Source organism: Ahrensia marina (assembly GCF_042140245.1).
Taxonomy (GTDB): domain Bacteria; phylum Pseudomonadota; class Alphaproteobacteria; order Rhizobiales; family MH13; genus MH13.
Window position 1 is genome coordinate 1,030,024 of sequence record NZ_CP159483.1, and the last position, 17,362, is coordinate 1,047,385.

Below are 17,362 nucleotides of genomic sequence, written 5' to 3' on the forward strand. Positions count from 1 at the left end.
GTTATGTCGTCACCGCAAAGCCCAGACAGCCAATCTCCCAAGCGGGATGGTGGCAAGATAAGGCTGACGGTGTTGCTGTTGGTCGCCGCCATACTTGGCGTCGCGTCCGGTGGGCTTGCGGTCTATCTCAACAATGACCTCCCTGCAAATGATGAAACGGCAGCAGCATGCACCATCAGTGAGGAGCGACGCGCCGCTTTGGATGCCGCAGCGCAAGGCGAGGTGGCAGCGTTTGCCGTGGTTGATGACGCCCGCCCTGCGCCGATGATGAACTTCCTTGATGGTGAAGGCGCTTCGCGCACCATGGAGGATTGGCGCGGACAGACAGTGCTCTTCAATCTGTGGGCCACATGGTGCGCGCCATGCCGCGAAGAGATGCCCGCGCTTGATCGGCTTCAGGCCAATCTGGGTGGCGATGATTTTGAAGTGGTCGCCGTTAACATCGACACGCGCGAAAGCGCTGACCCGCAGGGGTTTTTGGATGAAATCGAGGTGGGGGCGTTGGCCTTCTACCAGGATAGCTCAGCCGATCTTTTTCAGGATCTACGCGCTGAAGGTTTGGCGTTTGGCATGCCGACGACCTTGCTGATCGACAGCGATGGTTGTTTGCAGGGCTTTCTCGCCGGCGCGGCCCATTGGGACAGCCGTGATGCGGTGGCGCTGGTGGATGCGGCGCGCGTGCCCTAAGACGGCGCTTCCAGTTGGGCCTCACGGGCGCGTTCTCTGGCCCTTTCTCGGGCTTTGGCACGCGCAGCGCGCGAAGCGTGGATTGCCTTGGTGGCGGCTTCCATCTCTTCTTCCATGCGCCGCTTGGTTTCCAGTTGAGCGGCCAGTCTTTGCTCGTAGGCCAAGCGTTCCATCTCTCTTTGATGGGGTGACTTCATATTTGCTTTGGCAATGGCGGTTCGCGAGACTGAAAGCACAGCGACCATGACAAACGCGACCACTATGTGCGCGACCACCACAATCACCGTGTCACCGGCATGTTCCAAGGTGGTGGCGATCAATCCACGCATTGGTGTGCAGGCATCAGTGGCGAAGTTGCTGGCGAAAAAGCATGGGCCAATCAATGCGTCACGCCAAACGAAGAGGTAGCCGATAGGCGCCAGAATGATGGGTGCAAGGATGATAGCGCTCGCGTATTGGCGCATCATCGTGGCGAGCGCGCCAAAGACCATGCCGGATAGAATCCCAACCAGGATGATGCCGCCCATGCGCGCGCCCTAGGCTTGGCGGTCGACGCGTGTGCCGACACCGGCTGCGGTGGCCGAGCCAACCGCTTGCGCATCCGCCAAAGCTGCCGAGTTGGCCGCTGCCTGATCGATCATGGCAACCAATTGCTGCGCGGCTTCCTGGTTCATTTTCATGACCTTTTGCGCAGCAGCGGCGCCGATTTGCGCCTGGTTGTTGGCCATCGCTGAGGATGCGATTGCGACAGGTTCCACGTGGGTAAACTCCTAAGCTTGGCGTCAAGCTTAGGGGCAAATGCTTTCCGATCAGTTGATGGAATGCGGAAGGTTGGATGGATTTGTCATCCGTCCGGCCAGGCCATGACATGTTTCACCCGTCACCAAACAGATGACGGTTGGATCAAGCACCCAGCGCTGATCGGCAAACAACAGTCTACCGCGTTGGAACCGGTGTCTCACCGCGATAGTCATAGAAGCCACGGCCAGCTTTGCGGCCAACCCATCCGGCTTCAACATATTTCACCAGCAGGGGGCAGGGGCGGTATTTGGTGTCGGCCAGGCCGTCGTAGAGCACCTGCATCACCGACAAACAGGTGTCCAGACCAATGAAGTCGGCCAGTTGCAGTGGTCCCATCGGGTGGTTGGCCCCAAGCTTCATGGCGGTGTCGATGCTTTCCACCGAGCCGACACCCTCATAGAGCGTGTAGATGGCTTCGTTGATCATCGGCAGCAGGATGCGATTGACGATGAACGCCGGGAAGTCTTCGGCGACCGTGATCTGTTTGCCGATGTCGGCCACAAATTTGCGCGAGGCTTCATAGGTCTCATCATCAGTGGCAATTCCGCGCACCACTTCCACCAGCTCCATCAAAGGCACCGGGTTCATGAAGTGGATGCCGATGAACTTCTCTGGCCTATCGGTGGATGCTGCCAAGCGGGTGATGGAAATGGACGAGGTGTTGGTGGCCAAAATGGCGCTGGATTTCACCACTGGGGCTAGCTGGGCGAGAATCTTCCGCTTGATGGTTTCATCTTCGGTTGCTGACTCGATCACCAGATCGCAATCGGCCATGTTCTCATAGGCATCCGAGGCAGCGATACGGGCCAAGGCGGGCTTGATGTCGGCCTCTTGAATGATGCCCTTGGTGGCTTGCCGGTTCATGTTGCCAGAAATGGTGGCCAGACCCTGTTCAACCTTGTCCAAAGCCAAGTCTTGAAGCACCACATCTATACCCGACAGGGCGCAGACATGGGCAATGCCCGATCCCATCTGCCCGGCGCCGACAATGCCGACCTTTTGAATGCCACTCATGCTTGTTCGTTCTTTCCGTCGCTTGTCTTTTTCAGACGCTCGCTACTCTTCTAGGATTCAATAGCTGATTTCAACTCTGGCAGCACCTCAAAGAGGTCAGCGACCAGACCGTAATCAGCGACATCGAAGATTGGGGCATCTTCATCTTTGTTGATGGCAACAATGATCCGGCTGTCTTTCATACCGGCCAAATGTTGGATGGCGCCGGAGATGCCAGCGGCGATGTAAAGGTCTGGAGCAACCACTTTGCCGGTCTGGCCGACTTGCCAGTCATTGGGGGCGTAGCCCGCATCGACGGCTGCGCGCGAGGCACCAACAGCCGCACCGAGCGTGTCGGCCAAGGGTAAGATCACCCGCTCAAACTCTTCTTTAGACCCCAGTGCGCGGCCGCCTGAGAGAATGACTTTGGCGCTGGTGAGCTCGGGGCGCTCGGTCTCGGCCATATCAGCCGACAAAAAGCTTGAGACTGACGGTACATCGGGCAGGGCGACAGTCTCGACTGGCGCTGATCCGCCGGTGTCAGCGGCATCAAAAGCAGTGCCGCGTACGGTGATGACTTTTTTGGCGTCAGAGGACTTAATCGTCTGGATTGCGTTGCCCGCATAGATGGGGCGCTGGAATGTGTCAGCGCTTTCCACTTTGATGATGTCGGAGAGCTGCATCACATCGAGCAGCGCGGCGACACGCGGCATGATGTTTTTGCCGGTGGTGGTGGCAGGCGCAACGAAGGCATCATAGGCATCGGCCAGTGAGATGATGAGTGCAGCCATCGGTTCGGCGAGCGCATGTTCCAACGCGGCGTCATCAACATGCAAAACCTTCTGCACACCTTGCAGCGACGCGGCTTCGTTAGCGACAGATCCTGTGCCAAGGCCGGCGACCAGCACATCGACGGGGGCGCCGAGCTCTGCGGCGGCTGTCATTGCTTTGGTGGTTTCAGCGGAAAGCGCGTTGTTGTCGTGATCGGCGATCAGGAGTGTTGTCATCGTCATATCTCCTAAAGAACACCAGCTTCGGCTTTGAGTTTGTCAACCAATTCACCGACGTCGGCGACTTTGACCCCGGCTTCGCGTTTGGCTGGTGCGGCTGTGGAGAGCACTTCCAAGCGCGGGGTGAAATCAACACCGATCTCATCGGGTGTTTTCACATCAAGCGGCTTTTTCTTCGCTTTCATGATGTTGGGCAGGGACGCGTAGCGCGGCTCATTGAGGCGCAGATCGGTGGTGATTATGGCAGGAAGGGCGAGTTTGACAGTTTCCAGACCGCCATCGACCTCACGCGTAACGGCCACGCTGTCAGCATCCAGCTCCACTTTGGATGCGAATGTGCCTTGGCCCCAGCCCAGCAGTGCGGCAAGCATCTGGCCGGTTTGGTTGCAATCATCGTCGATGGCTTGTTTGCCCATGATGACGAGATTTGGATTTTCCTCGCCAACCACCGCTTTCAGCGCCTTGGCGACGGCCAGTGGCTCGGTGGTTTCGTCCGTTTTCACAAGGATCGCGCGGTCAGCTCCCATGGCCAGAGCGGTGCGCAGTGTTTCTTGCGCTTTGTCCGGTCCAATGGAAACGGCGACGATTTCCTCAGCTTTGCCAGCCTCTTTCAGACGAAGCGCTTCTTCGACGGCAATTTCGTCGAAGGGGTTCATCGACATCTTCACATTGGCAAGGTTCACCCCTGAACCATCTTCCTTCACGGTGATGGTGACATTGTAGTCGACCACCCGTTTGACCGGCACCAAGATCTTCACGCAAACATCCTATTCTTGCGGTTGGGCTGTAACGGCGCGTGCGCGCATGGCCTGGTTTGAACACAGGTTGTGCATCGCAGCAAAGCGCTGGCGGCAAGCTAGGGCTGGGCCAACGACCTGTCAACGATCCCAAAGTTGGGCGTGAAGCCGCAGGAGAGCACCTCGACCACCCGAGGCATCACCCTTTGTTGGCGGTTACAGATTCAGGCAAGTCTTGGTCGAACAGTTTCACATCGCGGTGTTTGAACAGGGGCGTGAGAGCCGCACCGGCGACAAGGCCGCCAATATGCGCCCACCACGCGGTGTTCGACCCGTTCTCGCCCGACAGCACCATGATGACGTTCCACACGACATAGGCGCCAAGCACGATCCAGGCTGGCAGTTGGAAGGGAAACTTGATGAGCAGCGTCACCAGAACCCACACTTTCACCTTGGGATGCAACATCAGATAGGCCGCCACGACGCCTGATGTTGCGCCCGATGCGCCGACCAGGGGTGCGGCGGGATCAGGGGTCATGATGGCATAGGCCAGGCCACCGGCGATGCCGCACAGGATGAAGAAGATCAGAAACTTCACATGGCCCATGGCGTCTTCGACATTGTCGCCAAAGACCCACAGGAACAGCATGTTGCCTGCCAGGTGCAACCACGAGCCGTGGAGAAACGCGTAGCTGAGCAGCGTTGTTTCTTCAGGGATCAAGATCAGATCGGCAGGCCGGGCTTGCTCAGCAAAGAGCGTGACGGGGATCAGCGCCAGGCGATAGTCCGGATAGTCGACGACCGCGCCTTGGAAGAGAAGAAACATCGCAACGTTGAGCACAATGAGAGCCACCGTGACCGCTTGCACCGTGATGCGTTGTTTTGGGTTGGAATCGAAGAACGGCAAGAACATGAGAGGTTATCCAAGCGGCTTGCCATTGCGGCGGGGCGTCTGCCTCTTAGCGGTTTTTGCCCGGCACCCACAAGACATCAGCTGCTCCCTTGTCATTGGTCCAGCGCGAGGCAACGAACAAAAAGTCCGACAGACGGTTGAGATATTGGCGCACATGGCTGCTCACCATGGCCGGTTCCTGGTCAGCCAATTCGACGGACAGGCGTTCGGCGCGTCGTGAGATTGTCCGTGCCATGTGAAGAGCAGTGGCGGCCGGTGAGCCACCTGGCAGAACGAAGGAGTTGAGAGGTGAAAGATCGGCATTCAGTTGATCGATCTCGGCTTCCAGCCGTGTCACCTGCGCCTCAACGATGCGCAGCGGTTCATAGCCAAGGTCTTCATCAGTCGGCGGGGTGGAGAGATCAGCGCCAAGATCAAAAAGATCGTTCTGAATGCGCATCAGCATCGCATCGAGATCAGCAAGAGCCGGGTCAGCGCCGGTGGAAAGGCGTGCCATACCGACGGCAGCGTTGGTCTCGTCAACGGTTCCATAGGCCTCAACCCGCAGGTCAAACTTCTTGCGGCGCTCCCCAGAGCCCAGGCCTGTTGTGCCATCATCGCCAGTCTTGGTGTAAATTTTTGTCAGAATGACCATGCGGGATTCCTTGAGAGTTGTGTTCAGCTTTGGCTTGCGAACCAGGCAACGATCATCACCACGACGATCGCAATCGCCTGCAGGATAACGCGCCAGCGCATGAGCTGCTGCGAACGGTTGCTGCTGCCACCACGCATCAAATTGGCCAGGCCCAAGAACAGAACCACCGCCACAGAGGCGAGCGCGAGAAACGACAGGATTTGAAGAAAGGTGCTCATGTCACGTCCTACGGATCAAAGCGGTTGCTGGGTTAACGTACGCGGGGTGGGGGAATGTCAGGTAAGGCGCCGCATCAGTTGAGCAGCACATACGACCCGTTCAGCAGCGTGGCAAATGTCACCCATGCGACATAGGGCGCGAAAAGCCATGCGGCCAGTCGATCATATTGGCGGGCAGCCAGCATCCAGATGATGATGGACACGAGCAGCGCAAGAATGACGATCAGGCCGCCGATGATCGATTGCAGAGCAAAGAAGGCAATCGTCCAGGCGGCATTGAGCAGCAATTGGGCGCTGTAGCGCAGCCTTAGGCCGCTTTTATTCGCTTGTGGGGCAGCTGTATCAGCTCGCCAACCAGCGTAGGCCATCAGCAGATAGAGAATGGGCCAAACCACACCAAACGCCCAGGATGGGGGCTGGAATGGCGGCTGGTTGAGCGCTTGGTACCAGCTGCTGGTATCGGGGTTGCTGGCAAAACTGCCGGTGATCGAAGCAGCCGCCGTAGCAAGCAGGTAGATGGCGAGAACTACCCAACTCTTGGCGTGGCCAGGAACAAGGGGTGCTGCTGTAACTTGGGCGGGCGTCATAGACTGTCCTCTGTGACATGCGGTGTCAGGATTTGATGCGTTTTGACATCAAAGGATGCCGCATTCATTTGTCGCGCGCGTTCGCCAGCATGGTCGCTTGAACACGGGAGGGCAGGATACGTTTGGCAAGCGCCATCAGATGGGTTGGCGTTGTCACCCTGTAGGCTGGCCTAGGATTGGCGCTTTCCAACGCTTTGATCAGAACGGTTGTTACCGCTTCTGGCCCAAGCTCGAACGATGCTTTGCCGCGCGCGTGCAGACGCTTCAATTGCGTGGTGTAGTCATCACCATAAGCGGAGCTATCAGCATCGATGGTGCGCTGGAACATAGCCAAGGCGTTGGCACGAAACGCGCTGGTGATGGGTCCAGGTTGAATGGAGATGACTTGGATGCCGAAGCGTTTGGTTTCTGCGCGCAGTGTATCTGTGTAGCCTTCCAAGGCGAATTTTGATGCCACATAGGGGCCGCGATAAGGAGCGGCGATGAACCCAAGAACACTGGAGCATTGGACGATGCGGCCTGACCGTTGAGCGCGCATCAGCGGCAGCGCTTTGCGCGTCAGCGTGTGCAAGCCAAAGAAGTTGGCTTCAAACTGTTCTCGCAGATGCTCCGTGGTCACATCTTCCAACGCGCCCACCTGTCCATAGGCACCATTGTTGAAGAGAGCGTCGAGCCTTCCGTCGGTCCATTCCAGGGCTTGGTCAAAACCTGTTTGGATACTGGCCTCATCGGCGTGGTCGAGATGAACGCTCAGCAGACCCTCAGCCTTCAGCCTGGTTACATCATCAGCCTTGCGTGCTGCAGCGACCACCGTCCAGCCGCGCTTTGCCAAGGTATGCGCTGCGTGATGCCCAATACCTGTTGATGTGCCGGTTATGAGAATAGAGCGTGGTGTTTGGATCGCGTGTGCCATCTGCACGCCTTAGCGCGCTCCCCTGGCCCAGGCTATAGCATGTTGAGATGCACCTTAGGCCGCCAGCGATTTGTCACGCCGATTGCTGCTGTCAAGCTTGGCGCAGACCAGGGCAATCTGTTCGATCAGGTCGGTCAAGGCGTGCGGCGCCATATGATAGGGGCAGAAATCTGGCCTCACCCGATACTTGAGAAAAACTGGGTTGGACTCGCTGGCGATATCAAAGGCTGCCAGTGATGGTGACGTGAATTGTCGGGTGACCAGGGGGCCGGCATGGACCAGATGCACATCGTGGTGGCGATCATCCTGAGCGATGCGGTTGAAGGTTTCACTTAGAGGCCCACGCGGCCCTTCCATGACTTGAATGAAGTAATCATCGACGTGAATGAGGCAACCTGACACGCCGTTTTGCATGTTGTTTCCATCAGCTTGCTTGACCAAGTTGCTAAGAAACATGCGCCGCTGCTCTCCACGCACTTCGGGGGCGCGGCTGATGTAAATGATGGAATAGAGCGGCATGCGACCGACCTTCTTTGGTGAAGGCTTGTAGTCTTCTCTACTTCAGGTTGCAATTGTGTTAAATGCAACTCAATTGATCTGTCTTCTGGACAGCGAACTGCACAAACGCAGAGTGTTCGATGGTTACGTGACGGGAAGTTGCCAGCATTCTTGCTTTCTTTTCAAGAAAACGCTCAACGGCTGGCATGTTTGTGCCCGTGATTTGTCTTCACGCCTCTAGGAGGCGTTTTGCGATCACTTGGGCTTGGATTTCTGCGGCGCCTTCGAAGATGTTGAGAATGCGGGCATCACAGAGCACGCGCGAGATCGCGTATTCCAGCGCGAATCCATTACCACCATGGATTTGCAACGCATTGTCAGCATTGGCCCAGGCAATGCGGGCGCAGAGCAGCTTGGCCATGCCCGCTTCCACATCGCAGCGGCGGCCCTCATCCTTCTCGCGAGCGGAGAAGTAGGTGAGTTGCCGGCCGATCATGGTTTCCACGGCCATCATGGCGAGCTTGTCAGCAACGCGGGGGAAATGGATCAATGCCTTGCCAAATTGCACCCGTTCCTTGGCGTAGCGCAGACCTAGATCGAGCGCGGATTGTGCCACACCTACGGCGCGGGCCGCTGTCTGAATGCGCGCGGACTCGAAGGTCTCCATCAGCTGTTTGAAGCCATTGCCTTCGGCTTCGCCCAAGAGATTGGCTGCGGGAACTTCAAAGCCATCAAAAGCAATCTCGTACTCTTTCATGCCGCGATAGCCGAGCACCTCGATCTCGCCGCCCGACAGATTGGGATGGGGAAACGGGTCGTCGTCGGTGCCGCGCGGTTTTTCGGCGATGAACATGGACAGGCCCTTGTAGCCCGGCTCATCAGGATTGGTGCGGGCGAGCACCGTCATGATGTCGGCGCGTACCGGATGGGTGATCCAGGTTTTGTTGCCGTTGATGGTGTAGGTGTCGCTGTCCAGCGTCGCGCGTGTTTTCAACGACGCCAGGTCGGAGCCCGTGTTGGGTTCGGTGAAAACAGCGGTGGGTAGGGTCTCACCTGACGCGATCTGTGGAAGCCATTTTTCCTTCTGGGCATCGGTGCCGCCGCAGAGGATGAGTTCAGCTGCAATCTCAGAGCGCGTGCCCAGCGATCCGACACCAATATAGGCGCGGGACAGTTCCTCGGAGACGACGCACATCGCCTCTTTGCCGAGACCCAGGCCGCCATACTCTTCAGGGATTGTCAGACCGAACACGCCGAGCTCGGCCATTTGATCGATGATCTCCATCGGTATGTAGTCGTTGGCAAGGTGCCATTCATGGGCGTGCGGCTCGACGGCATCAGCTGCAAAGCGGCGCATCTCTGAGCGGAACGCCTCCATCGTTTCATCCAGCCCATCGGCGCCCACGGTGGCCGCGCCGCCATCGTCCATCATGGCCGCGACAAGCGATGCGCGCTTCTCTGGGGTTGAACCAGACGCGATGAGGGCGCGGATCGACGGATTGTTGGCAAAGGCTTGCGCGGTTTTGTGTGAAACACCGAGCGCGGCCAGGCGAACAGTCTCGCCTTGATTCATTGGGATGCCGCCCTCAATCTGGGCCAGATACTCCGCAAAGCCGATTTCAACGATCAGGGCTTCGGTTTCGCCAAAAAGACCTTCGCCTTGCAAACGCCCTGCATAGGCGATGAGTTCGCGCAACGCCTCGCGATACGTGGCGAGCCAAGCCAGGCCATGAGCGGCGTGTTGATGCTGCTCCAGCAGCGCACCTTTGACGCGACCATTTTCCATGGTGAGAGCCGCAACCGATTGCTTGGCAGCGTCATAAACATCGTTCACCGCTTCCAGTGCATCGGCGGCGAGCGTGAGAATGTCGGTATCTTTGATGGAGAGATCTTCGGCCAGGCTCATGGTGGTGTCCTCGTCGTGTGTCTGGATCGCAGTGCATCAGTCTCTTTGTGCGGTGCAAAATGATAGACAGTTTGCACTGCAACAACCCCGCCGATGGGCCTAGTTGATCCCTGGCGCGTCTGCTCTATCGACGCTTAGGTCGGCTTTTTATTGACCAGGTAAACCCCAAACACCGTGATCAGCATGCCAAGGATGGCAATCGGGGCAAGATCCTCACCGAACAACATCCAGGCTTCTAAGGTCACCAAGGGTGGTATCAAGTAGATCAGCGTTGCCGCGCGCGACACGGCGCCATGGCGGATCAGCAGAAGCAAAAGACCAATGGCCGCCAGCGAAAGGCCCAACACCGACCAGGCCATAATGGCGATACTCTCGATATTGATGGTGATGTGCATCTCTTCCAGCAGATAGGCAAAGGGCAGCGTTGCCAGGGTTGCCCCGACATATTGGAGCATAGAGATGGCGCGCAGATCGCCACCTTGCAGGAAGCGTTTTTGATAAAGGGTGCCAAGGGTTACCGAGACCATTGCCACCACATTGATGACAATGAGCCACGCGGCGGCTGTTAAGGCCTCGCCTTCCAGCTCAAAGAGCTTTGGCAGCAGCGCGATTACGAGACCTGCAAATCCAAGACCTAACCCCAGCCATTGGCGACGGGTTAGCTGCTCGGCAAGCCAAGCCACGGCAAGAACGGCGGTCAACAGAGGTTGCAGCGCGGCGATGAGGCCGGAAAGCGGCGTGGCAAGGCCCTCATCAATCACGTACCAGACACCGCCAAGATAGATCGCATGCAACAGCACACCGGATGCAAGCCCGTGTGCCCAAAGGCGGCGATCCGAAGGCAGTTTCACGCCGAAAACCAGAAGTATGAGAAAGAGCGCAAGGGCTGCCAGCGCGTAGCGCGCGGCAAGGAATGTTAGCGGGTCGGCTAACGGTGCCGCGGCGCGTGCTGCAATCCAGCCCGTGGACCAGATGAGCACGAAAAGGACGGGCGCAAGGCGCAGCAGCATGGGTGGCTTTCGGGAGGTAAGGGCCGAAAATGCGGCTTAAGCTTTCCGGGCCGATTTGTCATCCCGAACGTCCCACATGTCACGGACGAGCTCGACCCCGCTATCCAGCTCATAAGCGCCCGCCAAGCGAACAAGTTCAGGAAGGAAGGTATGCTTGGATAGCCGCCTCAAGGGCGGCTATCACGATCATGGCTGGCCTAATTCGCCGCGTCGAGCACATCCTCAAAGGTGCGCAGGCCAGGCTTCGGCGAACCGACCAAGCACGCCATGTTTCCAGGTGCATGCTGGTTTTTATACATTTTGGTGTGCGCTTTGGGGATATCGCGCCAAGCAAAAACCTCTGACATGCAAGGATCAATGCGCCGTTCGATCACCAGCTTGTTGGCGGCAGCAGCCTGTTTCAAATGGGCAAAATGGCTGCCTTGCACGCGCTTCTGGTGCATCCAGACATAGCGGGCGTCCATCGTCAGGTTGAACCCGGTGGTGCCAGCGCAAATCACGATCATACCGCCGCGTTTGCAGACAAAGGTCGAGACAGGGAATGTGCTTTCGCCGGGGTGTTCGAAGACGAAGTCAACGTTCACGCCTTTGCCTGTGATGTCCCAAATGGCCTTGCCAAACTTGCGAACCTCGGAAAACCAAGTGTCGTACTCATCCGAGCCCACTTTGGGCAGCTGACCCCAGCAATTGAAGTCTTTGCGGTTGAGCACACCTTTGGCGCCCAGTGACATGACGAAATCGCGCTTGTCTTCATCAGATATTACGCCAATGGCGTTGGCCCCGGCGGCGGCGCAGATTTGCGTTGCAAACACACCAAGGCCGCCAGACGCGCCCCAGACCAGCACATTGTCGCCAGGGCGAAGAACATGCGGGCGATGGCCGTAAAGCATGCGGTAGGCGGTGGCGAGCGTCAGCGTGTAGCAGGAGGCTTCTTCCCAGGTCAGATGCTTTGGTCGCGTCATCAGCTGGCGGGCTTGAACCCGGGTAAACTGGGCGAAGGAGCCGTCCATTGTCTCATAGCCCCAGATGCGCTGGGAGGGGGAGAACATGGGGTCGCCGCCATTGCATTCTTCGTCGTCGCCATCGTCTTGGTTGCAGTGGATGACGACCTCATCGCCGACTTTCCAGCGCTTCACCTTTGAACCGACGGCCCAGACTATGCCCGAAGCATCTGAGCCATTGACGACATAGTCGTTCTTGATGAAGTCGAAGGGCGAGATTGGCTCGCCGAGACCGGCCCAGATGGCGTTGTAGTTGACGCCAGCGGCCATGACGAAGACCAGAACCTCATCGTCGCCAATATCCCAGACTGGCACGACTTCCTGCTGCATCGCCACTTCCGGTTCGCCATGACGTTCACGGCGTACCGCCCAGGCGTACATGTTGGCGGGGACGTGGCCGAGCGGCGGAATCTCACCAATTTCGTACAAGTCTTTGATGTCACCGGAGGTTTCGGCAAGTGCCATGGCGGGCCTCATCTGCGTTCAACGATTTGTGCAGTGAACTATGCATTGCTGCGCTGCAAAAAACCATACGACCAATGTCCGTCAGGGCTTCATCCTTCTCTATCGTGTTATCGCAGAGGCACTGGGACCGGTGCAGAGACGATGGTCAGTGCACCTGCAACCGTTAACGCCGGTTAACTCAATCTGGGCCTATCAAGAAACGGGTTGTTCAGGTACTGCATGTACTGTTGGCCGATCAAGGGAACGTCTGGCGACGAAAGCGGGCGGCTGCCCGGAACGGACAAGGACACCAGAGAATGGCTGGCCTGCTACCACCTTTCGTGATGGACAATGTGTGGTTCATCTTTCTCATCGCCTCGGTTTTAACCTGGCCAATGGCGTGGTGCGCCGATGGTGCGTTTAAAGACAATGCGTTCGGTTTGATCGGCAATTACATGATCCTGATGGTGGGATCTTTGATCGGCGCGACATGGCTTATGATTCATGTCGGTTCGGCCAACCATGTGATCAATCAGCCCCATCTGCCGTTCTTTGCCGCTGTTGCAGGTGCAACCACGCTTATCCTGGGTGCCTGTTTCATCAAGCGCTTGATGATGCGCTAAGCGGCTTTCTCCCAAAGACGAGGTGACGCCAAGATTTCTGCGCCCTATTGTGGCTGATGTTGCAGTGCACACAGTTGGACAAGGCGTCAGTGACATGAGCGAGACACCGCAAGAAAACCGGCAGAACGATCGTCCCTGGATTTTCCGCACCTATGCGGGGCACTCCACGGCCAAAGACTCCAACGCGCTCTATAAAATCAATCTTGCCAAGGGCCAGACGGGGCTTTCTGTGGCCTTCGATCTGCCCACGCAGACTGGCTACGACCCTGATCATGTGCTTGCGCGTGGCGAGGTGGGCAAGGTGGGTGTGCCGGTCGCGCATCTGGGCGACATGCGCACGTTGTTTGATGGTATTCCGCTCGATGCCATGAACACCTCCATGACGATCAATGCCACCGCGCCTTGGCTGCTAGCGCTTTATGTGGCTGTCGCTGATGAGCAGGGGGCCGACCGTGCCAAGCTTGCTGGCACCACGCAAAACGACATCATCAAAGAGTATCTTTCCCGCGGCACTTATGTGTTCCCCCCGAACCCTCGATGCGGCTGACCACCGATATGATCGGCTGGACCTACAAAAACACGCCCAAATGGAATCCGATGAATGTCTGTTCCTACCATCTGCAGGAGGCGGGTGCGACGCCAGTTCAGGAGCTTTCCTTCGCCCTCGCCACGGCGATTGCCGTGCTCGACACGGTGAAGGCACGCGGCATCATCCCCGACGAGGATTTTCCCAAGGCCGTTGGGCGCATCTCGTTTTTCGTGAATGCTGGCATGCGGTTCGTCACCGAGATGTGCAAAATGCGCGCTTTCGTCGATCTGTGGGACGAAATCTGCGAGCAGCGCTACGGTGTAGACGACCCGAAATATCGTCGCTTCCGCTATGGTGTGCAGGTGAACTCTCTGGGCCTCACCGAGCCGCAAGCGGAGAACAATGTCTACCGCATTTTGATCCAAATGCTGGCCGTGGTGCTGTCCAAAAAAGCGCGCGCTCGTGCTGTTCAATTGCCGGCCTGGAATGAGGCTTTGGGGCTGCCACGCCCCTGGGATCAGCAATGGTCACTGCGTATGCAGCAGGTGATGGCATTTGAGACTGACCTTCTGGAGTTTGGTGATCTCTTCGATGGCTCCAAAGAGGTGGATGCCAAAGTGGAAGCGTTGAAAGAGGAAGCCCGCGCCGAGCTGGCCCAGATTGAAGCCATGGGTGGTGCCATCGCAGCCATTGAGACAAGCTACATGAAGCAGCAGCTTGTCGCCTCCAATACCGCTCGCCTGGAAGGTATTGAAAAGGGTGACCAGACCGTTGTTGGCGTCAACCGCTACGAGGAGAGCGAGGAATCCCCACTTGGTACCGGCGAAGGCGCGATCATGGTTGTGCCTGAGGGCGTGGAAGACGAAACAGTTGCGACGCTCAATGCCTGGCGGTCACAGCGTGATGATGCGGCGGTGGAAACGGCCATCGTTGGTCTCAAGAACGCCGCCGAGGGCAACAGCAATATCATGGATGCGTCGGTGGAAGCCGCCAAAGCGGGTGTTACCACTGGCGAATGGGGTGCAGCCCTGCGCTCTGTCTATGGCGAATACCGCGCGCCGACAGGTGTGGGCAAAGCCGCGCGTGCCGATGTGGATGACCTTAGCAGTGTGCGCGCCGATGTGGACGCCATTTCCACCGCAATGGGCAGGCGCCTTAAAATGCTGGTTGGTAAGCCAGGCCTGGATGGGCACTCCAACGGAGCCGAGCAGATTGCGGTGCGCGCGCGCGATTGTGGCATGGAAGTTGTCTATGAAGGTATCCGTCTAACACCGGCGGAAATCGTCAACGCCGCCATCGAGGAAGACGTGCACATTGTAGGGCTTTCCATTCTTTCGGGCAGCCATGTGGCTCTGTTGAAAGATGTCATGGAGCGTCTGCGCAAAGAAGGTGCCGATGATATACCTGTGGTTGTGGGTGGCATTATCCCACCGGAAGATGAAACGGCGCTCAAAGCCATGGGTGTTGCTGCGGTTTACACGCCTAAAGACTTTAAAGTGAACACGATCATGGCTGATATTGTGCGCATCGTGGCTGAGCGCCAAGAAAAAGCGGCCTAGAGTGACGTTGAATGGGCGCAATCGTTAAAGTCTGATGGAACACGCTCACCAGGGGTTAAACCGCGCTTGATTAGGTGGTTTTGTCCAGCACAATAACGCGGCATGTTTGGCCGATGCGGCCAAAATGGGTCGCTTGTTCGTGCGCGCGCACTGTGATGAGGCCATCGGCCACCAACTGGTCGATGGCCTTTTCAAAGCGCAGCTTTTCCCACGCACCATCGTAGATATTCAGCGCAAACAGCCCACCAGGTTTGATGGCGTCCAGCACTGGTAGCAAGGCCTCTGGGCCGACATGACCAAGTGTGTAAAGCCCGCTGGAGACAGCCGCATCGTACCCGCCCGTTTCGAACGGTAAGGCCTGGGTCGCATCGGCAGGTTTGAGGGTTCTGTAAAACCCTGTTTTTGTCGCTTCGCGCAGCATTTTTTCCGACAGGTCAAAGCCGTCTACTGTGGCGCCTGGGAAACGCGCATGCACAGCCTTGGCGGTGAGGCCTGTGCCGCACCCCGCATCCAAAACCATCGGATTTGCCAGTGAGAGATGGTCAGCCAAAGCGTCGGCCACAAGGTCTGGTGCGCGGTAGCCAAGGGCCCCAACCAGGCCGTTATAGCTGCCAGGCAATCGGTTGTAGAGCAGGCCAAAGGCCCGCACGATTGCATCAAAAGGTTTGGATTTGCGTGACGAGGTGGAGGGGAGGGATGAGCTGGTCATAACCCATCCTTTCCCATTCTTCCCCGTAGGTCAAAACGCTCATCGCGCTTCGTGGGGTGCTTTGCGCCGCCTCACGTGGCTCTCATCACATGGAGTAGAAGAACTCTTCGCGGACGATCTTGCCGTTTTTGACGGTGAAGATGGCAACCTCGTCCATGGGGAAACTCTCGCCGGACTCCTTCACTACGGCTTCGCCCTTGAACACAAGCGCAAACTTATCCGGCTGGTGCGGATAGGGGCCAAGCACCTCCATGGATTTGATTTCCATGGTGTTGTTCCAATAGTCGTGCTTGCCGCGCAGGGCATCCAACCCTTCAAAAACCTGCGGCCCGCCTCCTGGTTGCGCCATCGCTTCGACCGAAACAGCGTCCTCAGCGTAAAGCGTTTTCAGACCTTCTTCCTCGGTTCCATTGCGGCAATGGTGGGCCAGAGCGTCGGCGATTTCTTGCAGAGTCATGATCTATTTTCCCGATAAACACAGATTACCGTGGCAGCATGCCACAGGCTTGTGCGCTGTCACTGCACAGTTGCGTGAGCGCTTGCGCCTCCTGACAGGCGGTGCCACAGGAAGACTATGTCGCTTCTTGCTATCGTCCTTCCGGTTTTCGGTCTCATTGCTATCGGCTTTGCCGCAGCGCGCACTGGTCTCATCAAAGATCACGTTGGCGATGGTCTGTCGGACTTTGTGTTCACCGTCGCGGTGCCGTGCTTGTTGTTCAAGACACTGGCCACCGCTGATGTTCCCGAAGCGTCGCCTTGGTCCTACTGGGCGGTCTATTTTGCAGCTGTGATCGTTGTTTGGGCCAGCGCTCATATGATTGTCACGCGTGGCTTCGGTCGCGACAAACCGACCGGTACGGTGGCTGGGTTTTCCGCCGCGCAAGCGAACACGGTTTTGATCGGTATTCCGCTCATTCTGACCACCTATGGCGATGCCGGGCGGGTACCGATCTTTTTGCTGATCGCGGTGCATCTTCCACTCATGATGAGCGCGGCTACGCTTTCCATTGAGCTGGGTGGGTCGGAACGCGGCGATTTTGGCGAAACTCTACGCAAGCTTGCTGTTTCGATTTTCACCCACCCTATCATCATCGGTATTTTGCTTGGGCTGGTGTGGCGCTTCACCGGTTGGACCATTCCCGCGATCCCGTTTCAGATTTTGGATATGCTGGGGTCGACGGCTGTGCCGTGCGCCCTCTTCTCGGCTGGTATGGCCCTCAAACGCTACGGGCTTGCCGGTGATCTGCGGATCACGCTGACAGTGAGTTTTATCAAGCTCATCTTGCATCCCGGGCTGGTGTTTCTTTTCGGTGCTTACGTGCTGCACCTTCCGCCGATTTGGCTGGGGGCGGCGGTTCTGTTCGCCGCCTGTCCATCAGGGATCAACGCCTATCTGCTTGCCAATCGCTATGGAACGGGGGTTCGCATTGCTTCCTCGTCCATTGCGCTGTCGACAGCGCTGGCCATCATTTCCGTCACCGGCTGGTTGTGGGTGCTGACGCGTTGGGCGCCTGTCTAGCGCTGGATCGCGCAATCGTGATTGGTCGCTTTTTTCGCGCGCTCTATCTACGTCCACCTAAAAAACTGGGA

20 protein-coding genes and 1 pseudogene are annotated in these 17,362 nt (G+C 57.6%); 5 read left to right on the plus strand and 16 right to left on the minus strand.

All coding sequences use genetic code 11. The features are described from left to right. Window positions 1-3: 3 nt before the first annotated feature. Entirely contained in the window at window positions 4-687 is a 684-nt protein-coding gene (locus tag ABWH92_RS05020; RefSeq protein WP_375572716.1) for a TlpA disulfide reductase family protein, read from the plus strand. Here ABWH92_RS05020 and ABWH92_RS05025 read toward each other — a convergent pair. The 14 genes from ABWH92_RS05025 to ccrA form a co-directional block, all read right to left on the minus strand. Beyond that, window positions 684-1,214, minus strand: coding sequence for a hypothetical protein (locus tag ABWH92_RS05025; protein ID WP_375572718.1), 531 nt, complete (start codon window positions 1,212-1,214; stop codon window positions 684-686). The genes ABWH92_RS05020 and ABWH92_RS05025 overlap by 4 nt on opposite strands. Window positions 1,215-1,223: 9 nt before the next feature. After that, window positions 1,224-1,445, minus strand: a complete 222-nt coding sequence (locus tag ABWH92_RS05030) for a hypothetical protein (protein WP_375572720.1) — start codon at window positions 1,443-1,445, stop codon at window positions 1,224-1,226. A gap of 178 nt (window positions 1,446-1,623) precedes the next feature. Next, the gene (locus tag ABWH92_RS05035; protein WP_375572722.1) at window positions 1,624-2,502 is read right to left on the minus strand and encodes a 3-hydroxybutyryl-CoA dehydrogenase; all 879 of its coding nucleotides are present in this window, start codon (window positions 2,500-2,502) and stop codon (window positions 1,624-1,626) included. A 50-nt stretch (window positions 2,503-2,552) separates the two neighbouring features. Further along, complete coding sequence (locus ABWH92_RS05040) at window positions 2,553-3,488, minus strand: electron transfer flavoprotein subunit alpha/FixB family protein (protein ID WP_375572724.1); 936 nt, start codon at window positions 3,486-3,488, stop codon at window positions 2,553-2,555. Between the two features lie 11 nt (window positions 3,489-3,499). Continuing rightward, complete coding sequence (locus ABWH92_RS05045) at window positions 3,500-4,249, minus strand: electron transfer flavoprotein subunit beta/FixA family protein (protein ID WP_375572726.1); 750 nt, start codon at window positions 4,247-4,249, stop codon at window positions 3,500-3,502. Window positions 4,250-4,427: 178 nt separating this feature from the next. Then, the gene (locus ABWH92_RS05050; RefSeq protein ID WP_375572728.1) at window positions 4,428-5,141 is read right to left on the minus strand and encodes a rhomboid family intramembrane serine protease; all 714 of its coding nucleotides are present in this window, start codon (window positions 5,139-5,141) and stop codon (window positions 4,428-4,430) included. Between the two features lie 46 nt (window positions 5,142-5,187). After that, window positions 5,188-5,775: a cob(I)yrinic acid a,c-diamide adenosyltransferase gene (locus tag ABWH92_RS05055; RefSeq protein WP_375572730.1), complete on the minus strand. Its 588-nt coding sequence runs from the start codon at window positions 5,773-5,775 to the stop codon at window positions 5,188-5,190. A gap of 23 nt (window positions 5,776-5,798) precedes the next feature. Beyond that, window positions 5,799-5,993 (minus strand): twin transmembrane helix small protein, encoded by a 195-nt coding sequence (locus ABWH92_RS05060; RefSeq protein ID WP_375572732.1) that lies wholly within the window; start codon window positions 5,991-5,993, stop codon window positions 5,799-5,801. Window positions 5,994-6,067: 74 nt separating this feature from the next. Continuing rightward, window positions 6,068-6,580 carry a TspO/MBR family protein gene (locus ABWH92_RS05065; protein ID WP_375572734.1) on the minus strand — a complete coding sequence of 171 codons (513 nt, stop codon included), beginning with the start codon at window positions 6,578-6,580 and terminating at the stop codon, window positions 6,068-6,070. A gap of 64 nt (window positions 6,581-6,644) precedes the next feature. Further along, window positions 6,645-7,493 (minus strand): SDR family NAD(P)-dependent oxidoreductase, encoded by an 849-nt coding sequence (locus tag ABWH92_RS05070; protein ID WP_375572736.1) that lies wholly within the window; start codon window positions 7,491-7,493, stop codon window positions 6,645-6,647. 54 nt (window positions 7,494-7,547) lie between these two features. Next, a complete protein-coding gene (locus ABWH92_RS05075; RefSeq protein ID WP_375572738.1) occupies window positions 7,548-8,012 on the minus strand; it encodes a BLUF domain-containing protein in 465 nt (154 codons plus the stop codon). A gap of 208 nt (window positions 8,013-8,220) precedes the next feature. Further along, entirely contained in the window at window positions 8,221-9,897 is a 1,677-nt protein-coding gene (locus ABWH92_RS05080) for an acyl-CoA dehydrogenase family protein (RefSeq protein WP_375572739.1), read from the minus strand. Between the two features lie 134 nt (window positions 9,898-10,031). Further along, complete coding sequence (locus ABWH92_RS05085) at window positions 10,032-10,907, minus strand: DMT family transporter (RefSeq protein ID WP_375572741.1); 876 nt, start codon at window positions 10,905-10,907, stop codon at window positions 10,032-10,034. A 197-nt stretch (window positions 10,908-11,104) separates the two neighbouring features. After that, on the minus strand, window positions 11,105-12,373 hold the full coding sequence (gene ccrA / locus ABWH92_RS05090; RefSeq protein ID WP_375572743.1) for a crotonyl-CoA carboxylase/reductase: 1,269 nt from the start codon (window positions 12,371-12,373) through the stop codon (window positions 11,105-11,107). A gap of 296 nt (window positions 12,374-12,669) precedes the next feature. Between ccrA and ABWH92_RS05095 the strand changes: the two genes are divergently transcribed. From ABWH92_RS05095 to ABWH92_RS05105, 3 genes and pseudogenes are all read left to right on the plus strand, one after another. Then, window positions 12,670-12,975: a hypothetical protein gene (locus ABWH92_RS05095; RefSeq protein ID WP_375572745.1), complete on the plus strand. Its 306-nt coding sequence runs from the start codon at window positions 12,670-12,672 to the stop codon at window positions 12,973-12,975. A 94-nt stretch (window positions 12,976-13,069) separates the two neighbouring features. Next, a pseudogene (locus tag ABWH92_RS05100) lies at window positions 13,070-14,490 on the plus strand (methylmalonyl-CoA mutase family protein); the annotation flags it as partial. A 174-nt stretch (window positions 14,491-14,664) separates the two neighbouring features. Then, window positions 14,665-15,063, plus strand: a complete 399-nt coding sequence (locus ABWH92_RS05105) for a cobalamin B12-binding domain-containing protein (protein ID WP_375574192.1) — start codon at window positions 14,665-14,667, stop codon at window positions 15,061-15,063. Window positions 15,064-15,133: 70 nt separating this feature from the next. On the opposite strand, the gene ABWH92_RS05110 is transcribed toward ABWH92_RS05105, so the two are convergent. Further along, window positions 15,134-15,772: a class I SAM-dependent DNA methyltransferase gene (locus ABWH92_RS05110; protein WP_375572747.1), complete on the minus strand. Its 639-nt coding sequence runs from the start codon at window positions 15,770-15,772 to the stop codon at window positions 15,134-15,136. Window positions 15,773-15,857: 85 nt separating this feature from the next. After that, entirely contained in the window at window positions 15,858-16,229 is a 372-nt protein-coding gene (locus ABWH92_RS05115; protein WP_375572749.1) for a SnoaL-like domain-containing protein, read from the minus strand. Between the two features lie 117 nt (window positions 16,230-16,346). On the opposite strand from ABWH92_RS05115, the gene ABWH92_RS05120 reads away from it, so the two are divergent. Beyond that, on the plus strand, window positions 16,347-17,291 hold the full coding sequence (locus tag ABWH92_RS05120) for an AEC family transporter (RefSeq protein WP_375572751.1): 945 nt from the start codon (window positions 16,347-16,349) through the stop codon (window positions 17,289-17,291). The last annotated feature ends 71 nt before the right edge of the window (window positions 17,292-17,362 follow it).